The sequence below is a fragment of the Acetobacter pasteurianus subsp. pasteurianus LMG 1262 = NBRC 106471 genome (assembly GCF_000285275.1).
Lineage (GTDB): Bacteria > Pseudomonadota > Alphaproteobacteria > Acetobacterales > Acetobacteraceae > Acetobacter > Acetobacter pasteurianus.
In genome coordinates this window covers 13958-33406 of the sequence record NZ_CADO01000019.1, presented here as the reverse complement: position 1 = coordinate 33406, position 19449 = coordinate 13958, and the positions used below count along the sequence as shown (strand labels likewise).

Annotated in this window: 19 protein-coding genes; 7 read left to right on the top strand and 12 right to left on the bottom strand. The window is 48.7% G+C overall.

Annotated elements, in window-relative coordinates; genetic code table 11:
* Window positions 1-266: 266 nt before the first annotated feature.
* Both APA10_RS05655 and APA10_RS05650 read right to left on the bottom strand, forming a co-directional pair.
* Window positions 267-1943: an alpha-keto acid decarboxylase family protein gene (locus tag APA10_RS05655; RefSeq protein ID WP_035366029.1), complete on the bottom strand. Its 1677-nt coding sequence runs from the start codon at window positions 1941-1943 to the stop codon at window positions 267-269.
* Window positions 1944-2253: 310 nt separating this feature from the next.
* A complete protein-coding gene (locus APA10_RS05650; RefSeq protein ID WP_174714360.1) occupies window positions 2254-2847 on the bottom strand; it encodes a histidine phosphatase family protein in 594 nt (197 codons plus the stop codon).
* A 116-nt stretch (window positions 2848-2963) separates the two neighbouring features.
* Between APA10_RS05650 and APA10_RS05645 the strand changes: the two genes are divergently transcribed.
* The 3 genes from APA10_RS05645 (at window position 2964) to bfr (ending at window position 6622) form a co-directional block, all read left to right on the top strand.
* Window positions 2964-4928 carry an esterase/lipase family protein gene (locus APA10_RS05645; RefSeq protein WP_035366028.1) on the top strand — a complete coding sequence of 655 codons (1965 nt, stop codon included), beginning with the start codon at window positions 2964-2966 and terminating at the stop codon, window positions 4926-4928.
* Window positions 4925-5950, top strand: a complete 1026-nt coding sequence (locus APA10_RS05640; RefSeq protein WP_003630259.1) for an Lnb N-terminal periplasmic domain-containing protein — start codon at window positions 4925-4927, stop codon at window positions 5948-5950. Before APA10_RS05645 ends, APA10_RS05640 begins: the two co-directional genes overlap by 4 nt.
* A 183-nt stretch (window positions 5951-6133) precedes the next feature.
* Window positions 6134-6622: a bacterioferritin gene (bfr, locus tag APA10_RS05635; protein ID WP_428182527.1), complete on the top strand. Its 489-nt coding sequence runs from the start codon at window positions 6134-6136 to the stop codon at window positions 6620-6622.
* Between the two features lie 52 nt (window positions 6623-6674).
* Here bfr and APA10_RS05630 read toward each other — a convergent pair whose 3' ends face one another.
* From APA10_RS05630 to APA10_RS05610, 5 genes are all read right to left on the bottom strand, one after another.
* Window positions 6675-7034, bottom strand: coding sequence for an ArsC family reductase (locus APA10_RS05630; protein WP_050923524.1), 360 nt, complete (start codon window positions 7032-7034; stop codon window positions 6675-6677).
* A 25-nt stretch (window positions 7035-7059) separates the two neighbouring features.
* Complete coding sequence (locus APA10_RS05625; protein WP_003630257.1) at window positions 7060-7506, bottom strand: HIT family protein; 447 nt, start codon at window positions 7504-7506, stop codon at window positions 7060-7062.
* A 70-nt stretch (window positions 7507-7576) separates the two neighbouring features.
* Window positions 7577-8140 carry a DNA-3-methyladenine glycosylase I gene (locus tag APA10_RS05620; protein ID WP_035366027.1) on the bottom strand — a complete coding sequence of 188 codons (564 nt, stop codon included), beginning with the start codon at window positions 8138-8140 and terminating at the stop codon, window positions 7577-7579.
* 14 nt (window positions 8141-8154) lie between these two features.
* Window positions 8155-8586: an ArsR/SmtB family transcription factor gene (locus APA10_RS05615; RefSeq protein WP_003630255.1), complete on the bottom strand. Its 432-nt coding sequence runs from the start codon at window positions 8584-8586 to the stop codon at window positions 8155-8157.
* Between the two features lie 4 nt (window positions 8587-8590).
* Window positions 8591-9271 (bottom strand): peroxiredoxin, encoded by a 681-nt coding sequence (locus APA10_RS05610; RefSeq protein WP_035366026.1) that lies wholly within the window; start codon window positions 9269-9271, stop codon window positions 8591-8593.
* A gap of 88 nt (window positions 9272-9359) precedes the next feature.
* On the opposite strand from APA10_RS05610, the gene APA10_RS05605 reads away from it, so the two are divergent.
* Together APA10_RS05605 and APA10_RS05600 are read left to right on the top strand one after the other, a co-directional pair.
* Window positions 9360-10286 carry an MBL fold metallo-hydrolase gene (locus tag APA10_RS05605; protein WP_003630250.1) on the top strand — a complete coding sequence of 309 codons (927 nt, stop codon included), beginning with the start codon at window positions 9360-9362 and terminating at the stop codon, window positions 10284-10286.
* Window positions 10287-10315: 29 nt separating this feature from the next.
* Window positions 10316-11101, top strand: a complete 786-nt coding sequence (locus tag APA10_RS05600; protein ID WP_003630248.1) for a sulfite exporter TauE/SafE family protein — start codon at window positions 10316-10318, stop codon at window positions 11099-11101.
* Here the strand turns inward: APA10_RS05600 and APA10_RS05595 are convergent.
* Entirely contained in the window at window positions 11096-12787 is a 1692-nt protein-coding gene (locus APA10_RS05595; RefSeq protein WP_035366024.1) for a SulP family inorganic anion transporter, read from the bottom strand. The genes APA10_RS05600 and APA10_RS05595 overlap by 6 nt on opposite strands.
* Window positions 12788-12867: 80 nt before the next feature.
* Here APA10_RS05595 and arsC point away from each other — a divergent pair, with 80 nt between their 5' ends.
* On the top strand, window positions 12868-13215 hold the full coding sequence (gene arsC, locus APA10_RS05590) for an arsenate reductase (glutaredoxin) (protein WP_003630246.1): 348 nt from the start codon (window positions 12868-12870) through the stop codon (window positions 13213-13215).
* Between the two features lie 99 nt (window positions 13216-13314).
* On the opposite strand, the gene APA10_RS05585 is transcribed toward arsC, so the two are convergent.
* Genes APA10_RS05585 through APA10_RS05570 form a run of 4 tightly spaced genes read right to left on the bottom strand, consistent with a single transcriptional unit; the run spans window position 13315 to window position 18316 of the window.
* Complete coding sequence (locus APA10_RS05585; protein WP_035366023.1) at window positions 13315-14049, bottom strand: pirin family protein; 735 nt, start codon at window positions 14047-14049, stop codon at window positions 13315-13317.
* Window positions 14050-14058: 9 nt separating this feature from the next.
* Window positions 14059-15582: an efflux transporter outer membrane subunit gene (locus tag APA10_RS05580; RefSeq protein ID WP_003630244.1), complete on the bottom strand. Its 1524-nt coding sequence runs from the start codon at window positions 15580-15582 to the stop codon at window positions 14059-14061.
* A gap of 4 nt (window positions 15583-15586) precedes the next feature.
* Window positions 15587-16663: an HlyD family secretion protein gene (locus tag APA10_RS05575; RefSeq protein ID WP_003630243.1), complete on the bottom strand. Its 1077-nt coding sequence runs from the start codon at window positions 16661-16663 to the stop codon at window positions 15587-15589.
* 15 nt (window positions 16664-16678) lie between these two features.
* Window positions 16679-18316: an MFS transporter gene (locus tag APA10_RS05570; RefSeq protein WP_003630242.1), complete on the bottom strand. Its 1638-nt coding sequence runs from the start codon at window positions 18314-18316 to the stop codon at window positions 16679-16681.
* A 120-nt stretch (window positions 18317-18436) separates the two neighbouring features.
* On the opposite strand from APA10_RS05570, the gene APA10_RS05565 reads away from it, so the two are divergent.
* Window positions 18437-19360 carry a LysR family transcriptional regulator gene (locus APA10_RS05565; protein ID WP_003624733.1) on the top strand — a complete coding sequence of 308 codons (924 nt, stop codon included), beginning with the start codon at window positions 18437-18439 and terminating at the stop codon, window positions 19358-19360.
* Window positions 19361-19449: the final 89 nt, after the last annotated feature.

The following is a 19449-nucleotide window of genomic DNA, read 5'->3' as shown; positions in this document are numbered from 1 at the left end:
AACTACAACCCTCACGTGCCACACTCAGAGCTTAACTGACGACACGCCGTAGTATTTTCACAAAATATATAAAGAAATATCACCTTAACGTATATGTATCAACCAACAATATGTCTTAATTTAAAAGACTACAGGGACAAACCTAATCTATCGGTAAAAGAAAAACCCTGACTGAACCTTTGTTGGTTCAGTAACAGGGTTTTTGCGCACTTTACCTTTCTTCTCTCTACGAAAAGAAAAATAACGCCTTAAAACGCTTTAGATTTTCAGGAAACCTGTGGTTTTCTGGAATTGGCTGCCGCAACCTTCTTGCCCCATTCCACCAATGTTTTGGTGCAATCAGAACGTTCAATCTGACACTCAATAATGGTAGGACCTTCACGGTTTGCTTTGGCTTTTTTAATCGCTTCTTCCAACTCACCTGCCGTGGTGGCTTTCAGACCCAAACCATGCCCATCTTCTGCATTAAACACTTCCATCAAACCAGCGTAATCCCAGTTCTTGATGTAGTTGTAAGGGCCATCGTGAATGGCAATTTCGATAACGTAGCCACGGTTATTCACGAGAAAGATGATGACTGGCAGCTTATAACGTACCATCTGCGCCATTTCCTGCGCAGTAAGCTGGAATGACCCATCACCCACCATAAGAATATGCTGGCGCTCTTGAGAACCCATAGCATTCCCAAAAGCGGACGGCACAGACCACCCAATATGTCCCCACTGCATTTCCAGCTCAACACGTGCACCGCGCGGCAAATCCATACGTGTAGCGTTGAACCAGGAATCACCTGTTTCAGCAACCAGAGTAGTATCTGATGTCAGCATTGCATTGATCTGACGGGTCATTTCATCATTGGTCAGACGCGCATCTGCCTTGGATACCTCAATAACCGGTGTATGTTTCTTACTTTCCTGAGCCGTTAACGGACGGCTGGGCGCTTTCTTTGCCAGCTCTTCAAGGAATTCACGCAATGTGAAACCTTCGTATGTTTTACCGCCAACAGTAACGCGGTTGGGCTCTGCCAACAAAACATTGTCACCCTTGGGCCATGCAGTCCAACCTACTGTGGAATAATCATTAAAGACGGGCGCGACACAGATAAGCGCATCAGATTTTTCAACCAGTTCCTGCGCGCCGGGTGAAGACACATCCCCCCAATACAGACCACGAAAGCCTTTGTGATCTTCTGGGAAAAAGCTTTTTGCTGCTGCCATAATAGTAACTGCACAGCCTAGCTTATCTGCCAGATGTTCTGTTTGTGTTTGCGCGTGTGCAGCGCGCACTTTGCTCCCTACAATCACGGTAACACGCTGAGATTTTTCCAGCAGAGCCAGCGACGCTTCAACCGCAGCTTTCAGGCTGACATCATCTACCCGCAATTCTGCCAGCAAAGATGATACTGGCCCAGGACGTACACATTCTGCATCAGATACGTTACAGGCAATTTCAACATATGCTGGTTTGCGTTCGCGCAGGGCCGTGCGAATAACATGATCAATTTTAGCTGGAGCAGATGCGGCATCTGTAATGCTTTCTGCCGCACATGTAACATGCCGCATCATTTCTAACTGGTAGGTATAATCGTTTGTGCCCAGCGTATGATGCAGAATATGTCCTGTTCCGTAATCATTGCTATTAGGTGAGCCGGAAATCAAAATAACAGGCAGGTTTTCTGCATAAGCACCTGCAATGGCGTTCATGGCAGAAATGGCCCCTACACTAAAGGTTACCACAGCCGCCGCCGCACCATGCGCACGGGCATAACCTTCCGCACTAAAACCGCAGTTCAGCTCATTACAGCAGTAAACCTGTTCCATTTCCTTATTGGCCAGTAACTGATCCAGAAGAACCAGATTAAAATCTCCAGCTACGGCAAAATGGTGCTTTAATCCGATCTGAGAAAGACGCTCAGCAAGATACATGCCGACTGTATATGTCATGGTTTAATTACTCCTACCGGAATAGCCTCAAAAAACGGCTTTTAGCTAAGCCCCTCAATCAAACAAATGTCCAATATATGAAACTGCGGTTTCTCATATAAAAAATATATCTCAAGACAAAGAAAATATTCATTTTTATCCGTATCGATACCTATATAAGATATTGATATAAAGTATTTATTTCTAATTTAAGGTTATTTTTATATCGATATCGTATGTATATATTTACATAATGTATCACAAAATGTCACCACATCGTGAATGATTTCTGTTTATAAACAAATATTTCCTACAATTTTACTTTAATGACTCAGAAAGGCGCAGAAAGTGTGAAAATGCGCCAATTCCCTCCTCTCCCTGAAAAAACACTCAAGCTTTCTGGGAGAACATCTATTTTATTGAGAATACGAAAAGAACTTTTTATATTATCTGCCATAATACACGCACTTAATGCGCGTATAATTACGGGAGAAGCTATGATCAAGAATGTTTCTTGATTTTTGGCCTCATCAAAAAGACTGTCTAGCCATGCCTTTAATCTAACATGAAATGCGTACATACTTTCCCCACCAACAGGAGAGTATTCGGGGTTCATGAATTGCCCCTGCTCTTCTGCTGTTAAACTCTTCAAATTCCGTCCTGCTAAAATTCCATAATTCCTATTTTTTAACTTCGGCTCACAAACAATATTTTGCTCTAAAATAAAATACTCTGGATCTACAAACACATCAGATGCACAAAAAATTTGTGAAATATTATATTCTTCCAATATTTTTTCTTGAATCTCTTTAGAAAACTGAAATTTTATTATTTCATCTTCCCTTGGGATGTACCCTTTACGCACATCCTGCGACATCAAACTTCCCACCAAGACAACACGCACTACTGGCAAATTGGACATCATTTCTTCCAATATTTTAGATAGGTCTCATTCTTTTATTACTGTTTGCCACATTGTCGTGAACATCGTAAGTTCCGCCGCATATTTTAACGCTTGGGTGTGTTCTTCCGGAAAGCATAATGTCTATTTTTTCTATAAGATTTATCAATAAATTAAATCATAAGACTTGCTACATTGCTGCTTTTCTGGCCCTTACAGGATGCACCCCGCCCGTTTCGGTTAAGCAGTTGAGCCTAACAGAGGCTTATCAAGATCGCACCCACACTGCCCTTAACGGAACAATCCTTAGCAACACCACCCGTATTGTGCTGGAACGCCAAAACTTGTTGGGCATATGGCAAGCACACCCAAGTGCCGCCATTGATATCCTGCGTAAAAGCACGCAAGACCAATTTTACACACCAGACTTAAATGACCAGCTTTTTGCACTGGCAGAACTCAGCTACTTACGGGGTAAAAAGCATAAATCGCGCACAGATTTCATGGCTGCTGCCATGTATGCATATGCATATCTCAATCCTGCCGATAAAACGATGGAACATCCAGATCCGTATGACCCACATTTTCGGCAAGCGTGTGATATTTACATGCTCAGCCTAACAGAGGCCTTAGGATCCCCCGCCAATGTGAATGCTCAACATTGGGTGCTTCCATTTGGTGATCTAGATCTATCAGCCGATCCATCAGAACATATATGGCATGGTTATGAGCTTACAGATTTTCGCCCCACAGCGCGCCTGACAGTCAAAGGTGTTAAAAATATTTATAGCCATATGGGGCTAGGTGAACCTCTAGCCGCCATTCCTCATGTAGATGGCCGTGCACCTTCTTCCTTTACCATTACAGACAAACTGCGTATCCCTGTCAGCCTATTTATGGAAATACCAGATCCACGCAGGCAAGTTCTCTCCGATCATATTTCTGGCCACCTGACCCTAACAGCGTTGGATGACCAAGCGCATATTGTCACAGCCAACAAAACACCTATTCCCCTACAGTATGATCAAACAGCCTCGCGCGCACTGAGCCTTAGTAACGCTGTAGATTGGTCTAGCGAGTATAAAGGTTTTCTGGATGGCCGTTTTTTTGATAACGGCCGCAAACCTCAACTCATTGCCATAGAACCCCACCGCTATGGGTGTATTCCTGTTGTGCTTGTTCACGGCACAGCTTCCAGCCCGGGACGATGGGCTGATATGGTGAACGATCTTCTGGAAGATCCTCAAATCCGCGCCCATTTTGAATTTTGGTTTTTTTCTTACGCTACGGGTAATCCTATCCCTTACTCAGCCTTCCAACTTCGCGAGGCTCTGGAAGCTGCTATTCAAAACAACGGGGGCACGCAGGCCGATCCCGCGTTTGGGCATATGGTGCTTATTGGCCATAGCCAAGGCGGACTTCTAGCAAAAATGCAAGTGATAGACCCAAAAGATAAACTCTGGAATGGCCTCACGCATCACCCTTTCAACGGTTTACACCTCACCCCAAAAGCTCATAGCTTTTTGCAAGAAACCCTGTTTCCAAAACCGTTGCCTGAGGTACAGCAAGTTGTGTTTATTTCTACACCACAACACGGAAGTTACCTGGCTGCACTCTCTCTAGCGCATCTTGTGGGCCGTATGGTAACATTTCCTGTCAGTCTGACAGAAGTGATGCAGCAGGTTGTTGCTGGGGAGTCCGGTTCAATACGCGTCAACATGAGCCCGTGGCGTATGGGCAGCGTGTATGGCATGACACCCCATAGTGCTTTTATCCGCTCTCTTGCCTCCATACCTGTTGTGCCGGAAGTGCGCACGCATTCCATTATTCCGGTTCTAGGAGATGGCCCATTAGCAACAGCAGATGATGGCGTGGTAAAATACCGAAGTGCGCACATTCCTTATGCTGATTCCGAACTGGTTGTGCGGCATTCTGGCCATTCCACACAGTCCAACCCAATCACTATTGCAGAGGTGCGGCGCATTCTACTGGAGCATCTGGCGCACCTGACGCCGGGAGTGCCAGAAACAGGGGATATGAACAAACAAAATATCACACGCATTGGCGGTGAATATCAGCCAACCACGCCGCCGGTACATCCATGAGCAAGCTCCCCCATAATTCTTCCACGCATGGCTGGATTTTCTGGATAAAAGCTGCAGGCGTATGCTTATTCAGCCTCTACTCAGCAGCGGCATTTTATTATTCCACCTTAACACCAGATATTCTGCGCTTAGGCCTGAGCATTGTCTTTCCGCTGCTTGTGTTAGGTATGTTCTTTTTTGCCCCTGCGCGACTTCGCCGCCCTGCCATTCCTGCTTTATGTGCTATTTTTGTAATATGGTATTTAACTGATCCCCCACGCAATCATCGAGATTGGGCAGGAGAATATGCGCTGCCGGCAGATGCCATTTTGACCGGTCGAACTGTGCATATTCAAAATATACGCAATTTCAAATACAAAACAGAAACGGATTATACACCCCGCTATTATGATGCCGAATATAATCTGGATGATCTTTCATCCGTAGATATGATCACCTCCTATTGGGCAGGGGAAAGCATTGCCCATGTTTTTCTTACCTTTGGGTTCAAGGATGGGCGACACCTTGCCATATCTATTGAAACACGCAGGCAAAAACGCTTCCCCTATTCTGCGATTGCTGGCTTTTTCCATCATTATGAAATGTTTTACGTGACCGCAGATGAGCAGGATCTGATTGGTGTGCGGACAGATATCCGTAAGGAGCGCGTCTATCTTTACCGGCTCTTCATTTCACAGCAAACGCGTGAGCGCCTGTTTAAAAGCTATCTTTCGGAAATCCACTTCCTACATTCCCACCCGCGTTGGTACAATACGCTAGCAGATAACTGTACAACAGAAATTCTCTCCCGCGCTGGTGCGCAACTGCATTATCGGCTGGACTGGCGCGTCTTACTAAGTGGCTACACGGCCTCCTTGGCATATGATCTGGGGCTGTTGAACACACAGTATGATTTCCCCACCCTTAAGCGTCTAAGTCGGGTTCAACGGCCTGATGGCGTAACGCCAGATGCATACTATTCGCAAGAAATACGGGCCAATTTACCTTTAGAGAAGAAGCCTACACTTTCACAAAACAAATAACACAAATGTTATAAATAGCGTTACATGGTTAAGATGCTGTTTCGACAACAAAAAACATAAATAACATTTGCGAATAAGAATTACTTATTAAAACTCATTGATATTTAACGATTTTCTGATTGCATTATGCCTGAAACATCCGTAAAAAGGCTTCACAAACCTCCATCAAAATCTGGAAATCGTATCATGGTAAAAGATCCTAAAGTTATCGAACATCTGAACACCCAGCTGACAAATGAGCTGACGGCTATCAACCAGTACTTCCTGCACGCACGCACCCTGCGCCACTGGGGTGTTACTCTGCTGGGCAAGAAAGAGTACGAAGAATCCATTGAAGAAATGCGTCATGCTGATTGGCTGATCGAACGCATTCTGTATCTGGGTGGCCTGCCCAACGTCCAGCGCCTGAACACCATCCTGATTGGTCAGGACGTGAAGGAAATTCTGGAATGCGACCTGAAGCTGGAAGAAAAAGCTCTGGCTGACCTGCGCGAAGGTATCGCTTATTGCGAAAGCGTACGTGACTTTGTTTCCCGTGATCTGCTGCTGAAGATCCTTGAAAACGAAGAAGAGCACGAAGACTTCCTGGATCGTCAGTTTGACCTGATCAAGCAGATTGGCATTGAACGCTACATCCAGCTGAACTCTGCAGCTGCACCGGATCAGGAATAATCACTGATCAAAGAATATGGGGCGTTCCATACGCCCCATATTCCCGTGCTATTTAATTTTTCGCAAATAACTCTGCATAAAGTTCTGGCTTAAAACCAACCGTGATCTTTCCCTGCGCTTCTAAAACAGGCCGTTTTATAAGGGAAGGATAAGCAACCATAAGCGCCAGTGCACGTGGTTCATCAATATTTTCTTTTTCAGAATCAGACAATTTACGAAACGTAGTGCCAGCTTTATTCAAAAGCTTTTCCCACCCAATGTTTTGTGCCCACTGCTTGAGTGTTGCAGTATCTATTCCCTGCTTTTTATAATCGTGGAAGCTATACCCCACGCTGTGTGCTTCCAGCCATTTCATGGCCTTACGCATCGTATCGCAGGATTTAATTCCGTATATCGTTATTGGCACGCTCATAACCCCTCCAGAGCAAAGCAACTTTTTATGGCTGGATATTCAGAAGCTTCCGCATTTCTTCCATAAAAGCTGTATCCTGCTCCATATCAAACGGACGTGCAGAAATACCCGTATAGCCCACACAAACAGGCTTGGTTTTTACGGCATCTGCTTCTGTCAGATAACGTGGCACAATATGGGTATGGAGCGAGGGTTCCTGATTACACCACGTCTCATAATTAATACGGGCAGCACCCGTGGCTTTCAGCAAGGCATCGCCTACCGTTACGCAATCTGCCAGATATTGCATACGTTCCTGCCCTTGTAGGTCATTCAGGCTCGGCACAATCGGGTCTGACAGAAGCTGGCAATAACCTTGTACAGGCTGTGTATCGGCTACAATAAGCCAGCCTGAAGGCATACGCCCGATAACTTGCGGGAACTTTCCTTCCCTCGCCCATTCAACGCGTTGCTGAATTATATTTTTTGTCATGCTCTGCCTCAGTCATAATTTTGCTTTCTGCAATACGCCTGAGAACAGCCATTTCACGAGGCTTATCGAATCAATCGCAGGCGTGATACCGAAAACAATCTGGTTCATGCCCGTTTACCATGCCTGCAGCTTGCATCCATGCATAAACAATAACCGGCCCCACAAAGCGGAAACCACGCTTCTTCAATTCCTTGGAGAGCACCTGTGAAGCGGACGTTTGTGCCAACGCATGAGGATGCTCTGCTGTTACGGGGTTTTGTTGCGCCACAGCCCATGCAAAATCTGCAAAATCCTCGCCTTTTGCCTGCATCTGCAAATAGGCATGTGCATTTTTAACAGTGGCTTCTATTTTTAGGCGCGAGCGGATAATTCCAGCATCTTGCATCAGTCTTTGCACATCGTGCTCTGTAAACTGTGCGACTTTTTCAGGATCAAACCCTGCAAAAGCTTTCCGAAAATTTTCGCGCTTCTGCAGCACCGTATTCCATGAAAGCCCAGCCTGAAAACTTTCCAACACCAGCATTTCCCATAAGGTGCGCGCATCCTTGATGGGCTTACCCCATTCAGCATCATGGTAATCACGCAAAAGCATGTTTCCACATGCCCATTTGCACCGATGCTTAGGGGAATCCATGCTATTTTTTGGCTCTAGAAGCGGCGCGGTAGCTGTGGTGGCTGCACAAAAGCAAATTGCGCGCCTTCTTCCCGAAGGATCTGGTCTTTTCTTTTGGTCGATTTTGTCCCAAGCTTATCTGCAATTTCATGCGTGGCGGACAGCAGGCCTTTGTCACCTTTTAAAAGACCAATCAGAATCCTTACCCGCAAGGCTTCATCTTCGCTCTGCAAGCTATAGTAAATCGTTCGCGATTCGCGACGTGGCACAATCAGGTTAGAACGCCTTAACGTACCCAATTGCTGGCTGAGAGTCGGCTGCCCGATTCCGGTTTTGCTTTCCAGTTCCCCCACAGCCAGCGCCCCATGCTGCAAAAGCGCATCCAGAATCATGAGCCGCTGCGGTTGCGCAAACAGCTTGAGCTGCTCCACCAACTGTTTTGCTTCGTCTAAAGACATTTCCCCCATGAGCTTACCGCCCCTGATCAGGCTTTAAACACATAAACCAGGATGGCCCGGCCTGCATGACGGCTTCCTGAGTTTGCGCTGTGGGCAGCACCACGTGCCCTCCGGGTGTCCAACCTTCTGGTGTCAGCACATCACCTTCATCCACACGTTGAAGGGCAGCAAGCAAACGCAGCAGTTCCGCTACAGACCGGCCAACAGTCATGGGGTAGCAGGTTGTGGCCCGCACAATACCTTGTGGGTCAATCATGTACACACTGCGCACCGTTGCACTATTCCGGGCCGTTGGATCCAGCATGCCATAGGCCCGCGCAATAGCCATGGAAGGATCCTCCACCACAGGGAAAGGAATCCTTACATCAAACCTTTCCCGTATGGCCTCAATCCATGCAAGATGGGCGGGTAGGCTATCTACGGAAAGGCCCACCAATGCACAATTCATGGCAGCAAATTGCGCAGCAGCTTGTGCAAACGCAATAAACTCACTGGTGCAAACCGGCGTAAAATCTGCCGGATGCGAAAACAGTAGCACCCACTGCCCACGCAATGCGCTTAACGTAAGCATGCCTTGGGTTGTCCGCGCCATAAAATCTGGAGCCATGTCTCCAATTCTGGGTGCGGCCACTACCGGCTCCAACTGACTGGTATCTATGATGCGGTCATTCATAGCAGCAGTGTTTACGCGCATTCTTTCCCTTGACGCAAGACGCTTTCATTCTTAATTAAAGTGTATATTCATGTTTACTTAAAATAATAAACTGTTGGGAGTTTCCCTCATGTCAGATCCAGCTATCGCCACAGCCACCCAGCAGATTCTGATGGCTGTGCAACACCCCGAACAACGGCCTGTTGTAAAAACCTTTTTTGATGAAAAAACCTTCACGGCCAGCCATGTGGTGCATGACCCACAAACCCTGACAGCCGCAGTTATTGATAGTGTGCTGGATTATGATCCAGCTTCTGGCCGCATTAAATACGATTCCGCCCAAGACATTGTAGATTATGTGCGTGCTGAAAAATTGAAGGTTGCGTGGCAACTAGAAACACATGCGCATGCTGATCACCTTTCTGCCGCGCCATGGTTGCAGGAACAACTGGGCGGCAAACTGGGTATTGGTGCCAACATTGTGCAGGTGCAGGAAGTTTTTGGAAAAATCTTTAACGCCGATACCAGATTTGCCCGTGATGGATCTCAGTTTGATCATCTTTTTAAAGATGGTGAACAGTTCAAGCTGGGCAACCTGAACGCCATAGCATTGCATGTGCCGGGCCACACTCCCGCAGATATGGCTTTTGTTATCGGTGATGCCGCCTTTATTGGCGATACATTGTTCATGCCAGATTATGGCACGGCCCGCGCAGACTTCCCCGGTGGGGATGCCCGCATGCTGTATCGCTCTATCCGCCGCCTTCTCACCTTGCCAGCAGAAACACGCCTTTTTCTCTGCCACGATTATAAGGCCCCAAACCGTGATACCTATGCATGGGAAACCACAGTTGGCGCAGAGCGCGCGCATAATGTGCATGTGCATGAAGGTGTGAGTGAAGATGATTTTGTAAACATGCGCACATCGCGCGATGCAACGCTCGCCCTGCCCAACCTGATCATGCCTTCCGTGCAGGTTAATATCCGCGGAGGGCACATGCCAGAGCCGGAAGATAATGGCACCAGCTACATCAAGATCCCCATCAACAAGCTCTAAAATTTACTGATCTTTTCTGGATACCCCGCATGCTCACCTTATTTTCTGCCCATCTCCTGCTGGAACTTATGTCTGGCGTTCTGGTTGGCTTCACTTTGGGATTAATCGGTGGCGGGGGATCCATTCTGGCTGTGCCACTTATGGTATACTTGGTAGGGGTGAAAAATCCCCATGTAGCTATTGGCACCAGTGCGTTAGCAGTCGCTATAAACGCATTGGTGGGGCTGGCACAGCATGCCCGCAACCATACGGTAAAATGGCGCTGCGCAGGTATTTTTGCATCTTGTGGGATAGCTGGCGCGTTTATCGGGGCAGCCTTTGGCAAAACAATTGATGGCAAAAAGCTGCTTTTGTTTTTTGCTCTGCTGATGATTGGCGTAGGTATTCTTATGCTTCGCGGGCGGCATAACGTTGGCTGCCAAGGAGCAAGCTGTAACAGGCATAATGCCCCCAAAGTTATGGGCTATGGCCTTGGCACCGGTCTGCTTTCTGGCTTTTTTGGCATTGGTGGCGGTTTTCTGATTGTGCCTGGCCTTATTGCTTCTACCGGCATGCCCATTCTCAATGCCGTAGGCACATCTCTGGTTGCCGTTTCCGCTTTTGGGTTTAGTACAGCTTTAAGCTATATGCTTTCTGGCTATATAGATTGGCAACTAGCTGCCCTGTTCATTTTAGGCGGAGCACTTGGCAGCCTGTTTGGCACGCGCACAGCCCGTCGCATGTCTGGATCTTCCAATCATCTTACAACAGTTTTTGCCTGTATTATTTTTATCGTGGCCATTTACATGATCTGGCAAGGTGTGCAGAAATTATAAAGCTTTTGCGCCATCACACAGCTTACGCGCGCTCGCCAGTGCCGTATGCAGTTGCATGTAAATATTCTCTTTTCCAAGCACGGCAGTAATATGGTGGCGCTCCATATCTTTTAGAAAGAATGGAGCAACACGCCCGAACAAAACGGTAATTCCGCGCGCATGCAGTCTTTGCAAAACATCCCGCACAACCTGTGCTGCTGAGTAATCAATATCGGTAATGGCGCTGCAATCTACCACAACACATTTTACCGGATCCGGCGCAGATGAAATCAGCGTTGTAATATCATCTGCAAACAAATTACAATTTGCATAAAACAGGTCAGCACAAAAACGATAAATAATAATACCCGGCATACTTTGCTCTCCGGGTGCTACCGCTTCCGCTTCCAACATTCCGGTGGAAGCTTCTGGTGCCATTATCAATGTATGCGGCATATAGCTATGCCGCACGTGCCGAAACAGAGAGAGCGCAATAGCAATAAAGATACCCTGCTCTACCCCTACACTTACAACCGTGGCAGCTGTGACCAGCGCCAAACGGAATTCTCCGGGGCTTTCTTGGCGGATACCATTAAGTGCCTGAATATCTATCATCCGCACGGCTACGCAAAACACAATGGCACCCAACACACAGCGAGGAAGATACTGCAAAGGGGCAGGAAAAAACAAAAGCACACAGGCCGTTACCGCAGCAAAAACGAGTTGTGCCGTTTGTGATCTTGCACCAGCCTGCACGGCCATAGCCGTTTGCGTAGGGCTGCCATTCACCGTAAATGTGCCGGTTAAGGCCGCCGCTGCATTAGCTGCACACAAGCCCACAATATCTGCATTTTCATCATCATGTTCATGAAAGATATTTGCAAAGGCACGTGATGTAGCAGCACTTTGTGCAATAATAACAAAAACACAGGATGCAGAAATGGGTAGCAGGGCCAGCATATCATGCCAGCCAGGAAGAGGTATGGAAAACGCCGGCAAGCCACCACGTATGCTGCCCAGAATAGCAACATCGTAATGCTGCAGATCCAGCCCCCAGCTACACAAAATACTCACCACCACAACACACAGGCCTACTGGCCAATGAGGCTTCTGCCTTGCGCCAGCCAACAGCACCACACAGCTCAGGCTGGCAATGGCCATACTTAACCCTTGCATTTGCCCAAAGCCTTGGAACAACCCTATCGCCTGCACCAGTGTATTGTGGGAAGACGAGACTAAGCCTGTCATGTCATACAACATGCTTAAGCCCACCTGCACACCCACACCCGCCAAAAAGCCCACCAGCACAGTGCGAGACAAAAAATCTGCCAGAAAACCCAAGCGAAATAAGCGTGCAACCAGCAGAAATCCCGCATTAAGGAGAGCTACCGCACTGACCAGTTCCATATATTTGGCGCTGCCGGGCGAAACAATTTCTGACAGGCCGCTGGAAAAAATGGCTGCTGTGGCAGAATCTGCCGCCACCACGAGGTGGCGTGATGAGCCAAACAAGGCAAACGCCACCAATGGAAACAACACTGTATATAACCCACATACAGCAGGCATTTCAGCAATACGGGCATACCCCAGAACCTGAGGAATATTCATGGAAGCCAGAGAAAGCCCCGCCAGCATATCCGACCATGACCCGGATTTTTTGGTTATCCGTTGGCCGAGCCAATTTTTTATGCCTAACAAGGGCGACATTCTTTCTCTATCCCACTCTATTTGCGTGCCATGATACCCTCAAATATCATAATTGAGGCCTCACTCTTTAGGATGCACCTATGTCTGTCACTCTTTACCACAACCCGTCCTGCGGCACGTCACGCACAGTTTTGGGCCTTATTCGAGATGCAGGAATTGAACCGAACATTATCCTTTATCTAAAAACGCCACCAACCCGCGCAGAATTGGAAAACATTCTTGCCAAAGGAAAGTTGAGTGCGCGTGACATTTTGCGCAGCAAGGAAGCTTTATGTAAGGAACTGGGGCTTAATGCGCCCGGTATCAGCGATGATCAGATACTTGATGCTATTGCAACACACCCCAAGCTTCTCAATCGCCCCGTTGTGGTTACACCCAAAGGCGCAAAAGCCTGCCGTCCGGCTGATATTGTGCTGGAACTGTTATAAAGCATGCACAACCATACGCCTTTCCTTTGCAAGAAAGATGAAGGCGTATGGTGTTACATAAGGGGGCTTAAACATCCTGATACTTGAGCCCCCTTATATTTACCTAGCTGCTACATCGACCAAAAGAAGCTCTGCTTTTTCCTGCGCAATCACAACTATATCCTGCTGGTCGGTTATTGCCGCGGCATCACCACAATGCAGAACGTACCCGTCTATTGTCACAATACCTGATACAACCAGCAGATAAAGATCGCGCCCCAACGTGGTACTGTAAGCAGCCCCCTCCGCCGCTGGTATAATGGCATGTAACAGACGGGCCCGAGCCGTTAAGGTAACAGGTGCACCATCCGTAATCTGTCCCTCTTCTTCCGGATCATCTTCAGGAAATCCTGATGCAAGAATTCTAAAACCTCCATCTTCCAATTGAGGAAAACTTGCACGAACTTCCTGCGCAGGGGGCACACCTTCTACATCAGCCATAAACCAGAACTGAATAAACGTGGCACCCTCTGGGCCAGCAGACCATTCCAGTCTTTTACAGCCAGTACCGGTGCTTAAAAGATGTAGTCCGCCCTGCCCTACTTTTTCCTGCTCAAAACCATCTGCATTACTGACTATATCTCCCGCAGGTAGCCATGTGAGAATATCTACATTGGCTTCTGGCCCAAGATGATACACCTGCGCTGGCTTAAGTGTGCCAAGGTTAAGCACACGTAAGCGTCCATCATGGGTATGTGCTGGATCTTGATAATCAGAAAATGCAAAATGGCAGCGGAGTATTAACGTATCTGAATGCGCATTCCCCAGAGTGTCTGCTCGTCTGATTGTTATCATAGGTCAATCTCACACATGTTTTCTTGCTTTTGTTTTTTCTGGGTATATCCCTTCCCAGCCGCCACCAACCGCACGGTAAAGATGCGTAACAGACCCTGCCACGCGGGCCGTGGCATCTGCCAATGCGCTTTGAGAAGATAGAAGTGCATTCTGCAATGTCAGCACATTTAAGAAATCGGATGACCCCTGCACATATTGGGCCTTGGCTGTATCCACTGCAATTTCGTTTTCATGCACGGCTTCAGCCAATTCATCACGCTGATGCTGAGCCGCCGCAAAATCGGCCATGGCATCATCAATTTCCTGCCACGCCTTTAAAACCGTGCGCTGAAACATGGTGGCAGCTTCCTTCTGCTGCGCCTTGCGCAAATGCAGCTGGCCTGTCAGACGTCCACCTTCAAACAAGGGTAATGTTGCCGTGGGGCCAAAACCATACTGGCGTGATGCCCAAGATCCTAACCCGCTAAACTGAAGTGCCTGCACATCCAAACTGCCAGACAGTGTGACACGCGGAAAGAAATCTGCAATGGCCACACCAATACTGGCTGTAGCAGCATGCAAATGATCTGCCGCCATACGGATATCTGGCCGGCGTTCTGCCAGTTCAGATGGCAAACCAACCGGCACCAAAGCAGGCACAAGCGGGATTGGCCCTGGTGGCCCAAGTTCTGCATCCAATGCGCCCGGTTCACGCGCAACCAGAAAGCTCAGAGCATTCAGCATATGTGTTGCCTGCGCCTGCAAAGGCGGCAAGCGTGCCTGAAATGTATGAAGCTGCCCTGTAGCTTCCGCCACATCCAAGCGTGTTGCGGCACCTTGCTCAAACCGCAATGTTGTGAGTTTGACACTATCTTTTGCAACCTGGATATTATGTTGCAAAATGCCAATCTGCGTTTGTGTGGCGCGTAAATCTATATAATCCTGTGCGGTCTCCGCCATAAGAGACACCAGAATATCACGCCGCATTTCTTCCGTTTCGTGCATGGCTGCTGTGGCTGCTTCCACTTGCCTGCGCACATGCCCCCAGAAATCCACTTCCCACGATGCGTTCATACCGTATTGAGGCAAGTTGAATGATGGATTCCCCACACTACCGGGCAAGGCGGTTGGCCCAAAACCTTGAGAGCCGGATGCAATAGACCCCGCCTGTTCGCGCTCCATGGTGCCCAGCAAACCCAGCACACCATTGGTGCTGGCCCGTTCTCGCCCATAAGATGCATTGGCTTCTGCATGCGGAAACTGTGCAGCACTGGCAATCCGCCGCTCTGCCTGGCTTTGCATCAAACGCAAACTGGCGGCTTTAAGATCCAGATTAGAGGCTGCAACTTCATTTTCCAGCTTTGTCAGCACCGGGTCATGAAACAGTGTCCACCACTGCGGATCTGTGGACGCCGTTGTAATCTGGCTTTCTGCTGGCGGTTGTGTGGCACGCCAATCTGCTGGCGCCTTAACCTGCGGTTTATGATAGTTCGGCCCGACTGTGCAGCCAGAAAGCGCGATTACAGACAAGCCGGAAAGAAAAAGACGCTTCATGACATTACTGCCAGATATAACGTAGGTTATTGGCATGCGGGCCTTCTGGCTTTGATGCCGTATCAATATTCACCTCAACAGACATACCAACACGCACCTTTGCCGCAAGCGGCTGGTCTGGATCAAACGTCAGTTTAACGGGAATACGCTGCACAACCTTGGTGAAGTTACCCGTCGCGTTATCTGGCTGAATAGGTGCAAAAGCGACACCCGTGGCTGGCGCCAATGAATCCACATGAGCTTTAAGCGGATGGCCGGGAAATGTATCTACCCAGACAGTCGCACTCTGGCCGGTTTGCACTTTTGTAAGCTGCGTTTCCTGAAAATTGGCCAGTACATAAGCTTCATGAACAGGCACAACAGCCAAAATACCCGTGCCAGGGTGCACATAATTCCCTACACGCACGCCACGCTCACCCACCACGCCATCCATTGGAGCCGGAATGCTACAGTAAGACAGGTTGAGTTCTGCCTGTTTTTCATCCCCCTGCATACGCAGCAAAACGCCACGGGCACGCTGAAGCTGGGCTTTTAAAACAGCAACCTGCCGAACAGCCGCATCCACTCCTGCCTGATCTCGGGCTATGGCCGCAGCTGCCTCTTTTTCCTGTGCTTCAGAAGATTGCTTTTGTTCAATTGTGCCCGCACCGCCAGAAGACAGATTGCGATACCGGGTGGCGTTTTGCCGAGCAAACATCAACGCTGCCTGATCTGCCAACACAGCTGCACGTGCTTGCGCAATAACAGCATCCTGCCGGCCAAGTTCGGCTTCCAGATTAGCGACATCACCTTGCGCCGCCAGCGTATTGCCTTTTGCCACTTCCAAGGCTGCACGGTAATCATCATCTTCAATATGCGCCAGTTCTTCACCAGCATGAACAAGCTGGTTATCCTGCGCAATTACCCTGTCAATACGGCCTGAAACCTTGGGGGCAACTGTAGGAAAATCTGCCGTTACGTACGCATCATTGGTATATTGGTTGATACCATCACCATTGATCAACCGCGAACCACCCCATGCAACAAGGGCAAGTACAGCAGCGGCACAGCCAGCGTAAAGCAGCGGTTTTTTATAGATCATAATCTGTATTCCGGATTAGCGGGCTGGAGTATTGGGGGAAGGCGCGCGCGGCGGATACACACGGCGCGGCAGAATAAGATTCATGCAGGCATAACCAAGGCAAACCCAGATCAGCACATAATAGATATCGTTCAGTGCCAGAACGAGCGCCTGCTCGTGCACATAAGTATGGAAAACTTGCAGTGAGTTACGTGCAACATGCGCGCTATCTGGCGATGTAACAGAAAGCTGCTGCGTAATGGGGTTGCCCATCCCCTGCAAGGCCAAGCCATGTGTGCCATGATGATCAAGCAACATTGTGGAGTGATATTGCTCCCGCCTACGGGTTAAGGCGGCAAACAGTGCATAAGCCACTGCATTGGCCAACCCTTTCAGCATATTGACCATACCAGAAATAAACGGGCCATCGGCTGGCCCCATGGCAAGGGTTGCCAGCATAAGGGTGGGAATAACCGTCATGGGTTGGCCAAAAACCTGAAGAATTTGCAGCGGATAAAAATTATCCCGCACCCAATCCACAGTCAGCCATGTGCCCAACCATGCAGAAGCAGCCAGACACAACATGCCACCCGCCAGCACAAAGCGGCAATCCACCTTACGACTGTTACAAAAAGCAGCAATCAACGGCAGCATGATAAGCTGCGGCAACGCCACAACCAAAGATACCGGAGCCGTTTGAATGGGCCGATACCCACGCACAGCAGACAGATAAGTGGCAGGAATATCCCCCATAATCGCACAAATGGCGAGAATACCCACCAAGGAAAGCAGAGCCGCCTGAATATTACGGGATCGCCAGTATTGAATGCGAAAATAGGGGCTGGGATGAAAGGCCTCGTTAATCACAAAAACAATAAATGCGGCTCCTCCCCAGAATGTCAGATCCGTAATAACGGAAGAGCGGAACCAGTCCAGCCTGTCTCCCTGATACAGTACAATCACCAAAGAACAGATGGCTGGCAGCCCTACCAGCAACCCAAGCCAGTTGAATTTTTCAAACCGCTCAAAATGCATTGGGTCTTTCGGCAGACCATAGGCCATCATCGCAATAGCTAACGCTGCTGTTGGAATAATTTCCCAATACAGCCAGTGCCACCCCATGCGCTCAAACCAGAAGGCTTCTAACGGCAAACCCAGATTAGGGCCGAAGGTCGCGCTCATGGCGTATCCCCCAATGCCAAATACCCGAATTTCTGGAGGAAGGTATTTTAGCATCACGGTCATCAGCACAGGCGGCAGGCAACCTGCTGTTAAACCTTGAAAAGCGCGCAGAATGCAAAGCGATGTCACGTCCGGCATAAAGGGGGCCGGTATGGAAAGCAGCGCCATGGCGGCTGTCATGAAAATGGAAAAGCGATAGATTGAGAACGTCATATAAAACCACGGCGTAAACGCCATGGCTGCAATATTGAACGCCTCATAAATCGCAATAACCCACGTGCCCTCATCGTGGCCGATGTGCATGGCACCCCGAATATCGGACAGCCCGATCTCGGTCACATGCTCATTAAACCCTGCAACATGCACGGCAAGCAGCATACCCAAACAGCCAATAACAGTACGCAGGCCAAAAGGGGGAATGTAGGAAGGGCGTGGTGGCGCGGCATGAATAACCGGTGCACCAACCCCTTGTGCAGGAGCAGCGTTGTTCATACACGCACTTCAAGCGGCCCACTGCGTCTCCGACAACCCCCATTTCTGATAAGTGACGAATTCGATTTTCGGAATAGAAAATTCTGGTCATTCCATAAATCAACATCTATTTCTGGAGGGATGAAAGGTTATGATCTCGACCTGCTACGCTACCTTCAGGTGCTTATCGAAGAAGAAAGCGTCTCTCTCGCCGCACGTCGGCTAAAAGTCAGCGAACCGGCCATGAGCCGCCAGCTTGCCAAATTACGCAAAGCGTTTGCTGATCCCATTCTGGTGCAATCTGGCCGACGCATGACGCCATCAGCCTTTGCCGCTGGCATACTCAGCCGCGTGCAGGATGTTGTTGTGGCCGCAGACAGCCTGATAGAAACACGCGCACTCGCCAATCTGGCCAACATGGCGCCTACCTTTACCCTTCGGGCGAATGATCTGGTTGTGGCCGCACTGGCGCTTCCACTCTTGGAGGCATTGAAAAAGGATTGCCCCCAATGTGAAGTAATCTGGGCGCCCGAGCTTGATGCCGCGGCATCTGATCCACTGCGCGATGGCAGTGTAGATTTGTACATCGGCGCCACAGACATGATGAAGCCCGAAATACGACGCCAGACTATTTTCCGAGACTACATGCGGGGCCTTGTGCGTAAAGGACACCCCATTCTGGCTGAGCCAATCACACCTCAAAGCATGGTGCGCTACGATTATATCAGCGTTTCACGCCGGGGGCGGGCACAAGGCCCTATTGATTGGATGCTGCGTAATCAATATGGGCTCACACGCAGGATTGCGATGGTCGTGCCCAATTACCATGCAATGATAGAAAGCATGAAAAATACAGATCTCATTCTGCCTTTACCGGGCATTGTGATTGATCATATCTCCCAAGATGCTCTGGGGCTCACATCTTTTGAATTTCCGCTCTCGCTTCCATCTGTAGAAGCTTTTCAGGCTTGGCACCCACGCCGTGACATGGATCCAGTGCATCGCTGGTTACGAGAAACTCTTTTCCGTGTTTCCCGGCAGGTATTGGTCAAGTTTCCTCCTTGAGGCGATAAGGAAATGAGGAATGCTGGAAAGCATAATTTAGCTTTCCAGAACATTCTCCATACTTATTCAAAATCCAGAAAATGACCTTA

Excerpts from the sequence above, each read along its gene's own strand:
- APA10_RS05565 (WP_003624733.1), top strand. The coding sequence starts at position 18,437 with ATGAAAGGTTATGATCTCGACCTGCTACGCTACCTTCAGGTGCTTATC.
- APA10_RS05645 (WP_035366028.1), top strand. The coding sequence starts at position 2,964 with ATGTCTATTTTTTCTATAAGATTTATCAATAAATTAAATCATAAGACT.
- APA10_RS05630 (WP_050923524.1), bottom strand. The coding sequence starts at position 7,034 with ATGAGCGTGCCAATAACGATATACGGAATTAAATCCTGCGATACGATG.
- APA10_RS05585 (WP_035366023.1), bottom strand. The coding sequence starts at position 14,049 with ATGATAACAATCAGACGAGCAGACACTCTGGGGAATGCGCATTCAGAT.
- APA10_RS05655 (WP_035366029.1), bottom strand. The coding sequence starts at position 1,943 with ATGACATATACAGTCGGCATGTATCTTGCTGAGCGTCTTTCTCAGATC.
- APA10_RS05570 (WP_003630242.1), bottom strand. The coding sequence starts at position 18,316 with ATGAACAACGCTGCTCCTGCACAAGGGGTTGGTGCACCGGTTATTCAT.
- arsC (WP_003630246.1), top strand. The coding sequence starts at position 12,868 with ATGTCTGTCACTCTTTACCACAACCCGTCCTGCGGCACGTCACGCACA.
- APA10_RS05625 (WP_003630257.1), bottom strand. The coding sequence starts at position 7,506 with ATGACAAAAAATATAATTCAGCAACGCGTTGAATGGGCGAGGGAAGGA.
- APA10_RS05605 (WP_003630250.1), top strand. The coding sequence starts at position 9,360 with ATGTCAGATCCAGCTATCGCCACAGCCACCCAGCAGATTCTGATGGCT.
- APA10_RS05595 (WP_035366024.1), bottom strand. The coding sequence starts at position 12,787 with ATGTCGCCCTTGTTAGGCATAAAAAATTGGCTCGGCCAACGGATAACC.
- APA10_RS05620 (WP_035366027.1), bottom strand. The coding sequence starts at position 8,140 with ATGGATTCCCCTAAGCATCGGTGCAAATGGGCATGTGGAAACATGCTT.
- APA10_RS05580 (WP_003630244.1), bottom strand. The coding sequence starts at position 15,582 with ATGAAGCGTCTTTTTCTTTCCGGCTTGTCTGTAATCGCGCTTTCTGGC.
- APA10_RS05610 (WP_035366026.1), bottom strand. The coding sequence starts at position 9,271 with ATGCGCGTAAACACTGCTGCTATGAATGACCGCATCATAGATACCAGT.
- APA10_RS05650 (WP_174714360.1), bottom strand. The coding sequence starts at position 2,847 with ATGATGTCCAATTTGCCAGTAGTGCGTGTTGTCTTGGTGGGAAGTTTG.
- APA10_RS05600 (WP_003630248.1), top strand. The coding sequence starts at position 10,316 with ATGCTCACCTTATTTTCTGCCCATCTCCTGCTGGAACTTATGTCTGGC.
- APA10_RS05615 (WP_003630255.1), bottom strand. The coding sequence starts at position 8,586 with ATGGGGGAAATGTCTTTAGACGAAGCAAAACAGTTGGTGGAGCAGCTC.
- APA10_RS05640 (WP_003630259.1), top strand. The coding sequence starts at position 4,925 with ATGAGCAAGCTCCCCCATAATTCTTCCACGCATGGCTGGATTTTCTGG.
- APA10_RS05575 (WP_003630243.1), bottom strand. The coding sequence starts at position 16,663 with ATGATCTATAAAAAACCGCTGCTTTACGCTGGCTGTGCCGCTGCTGTA.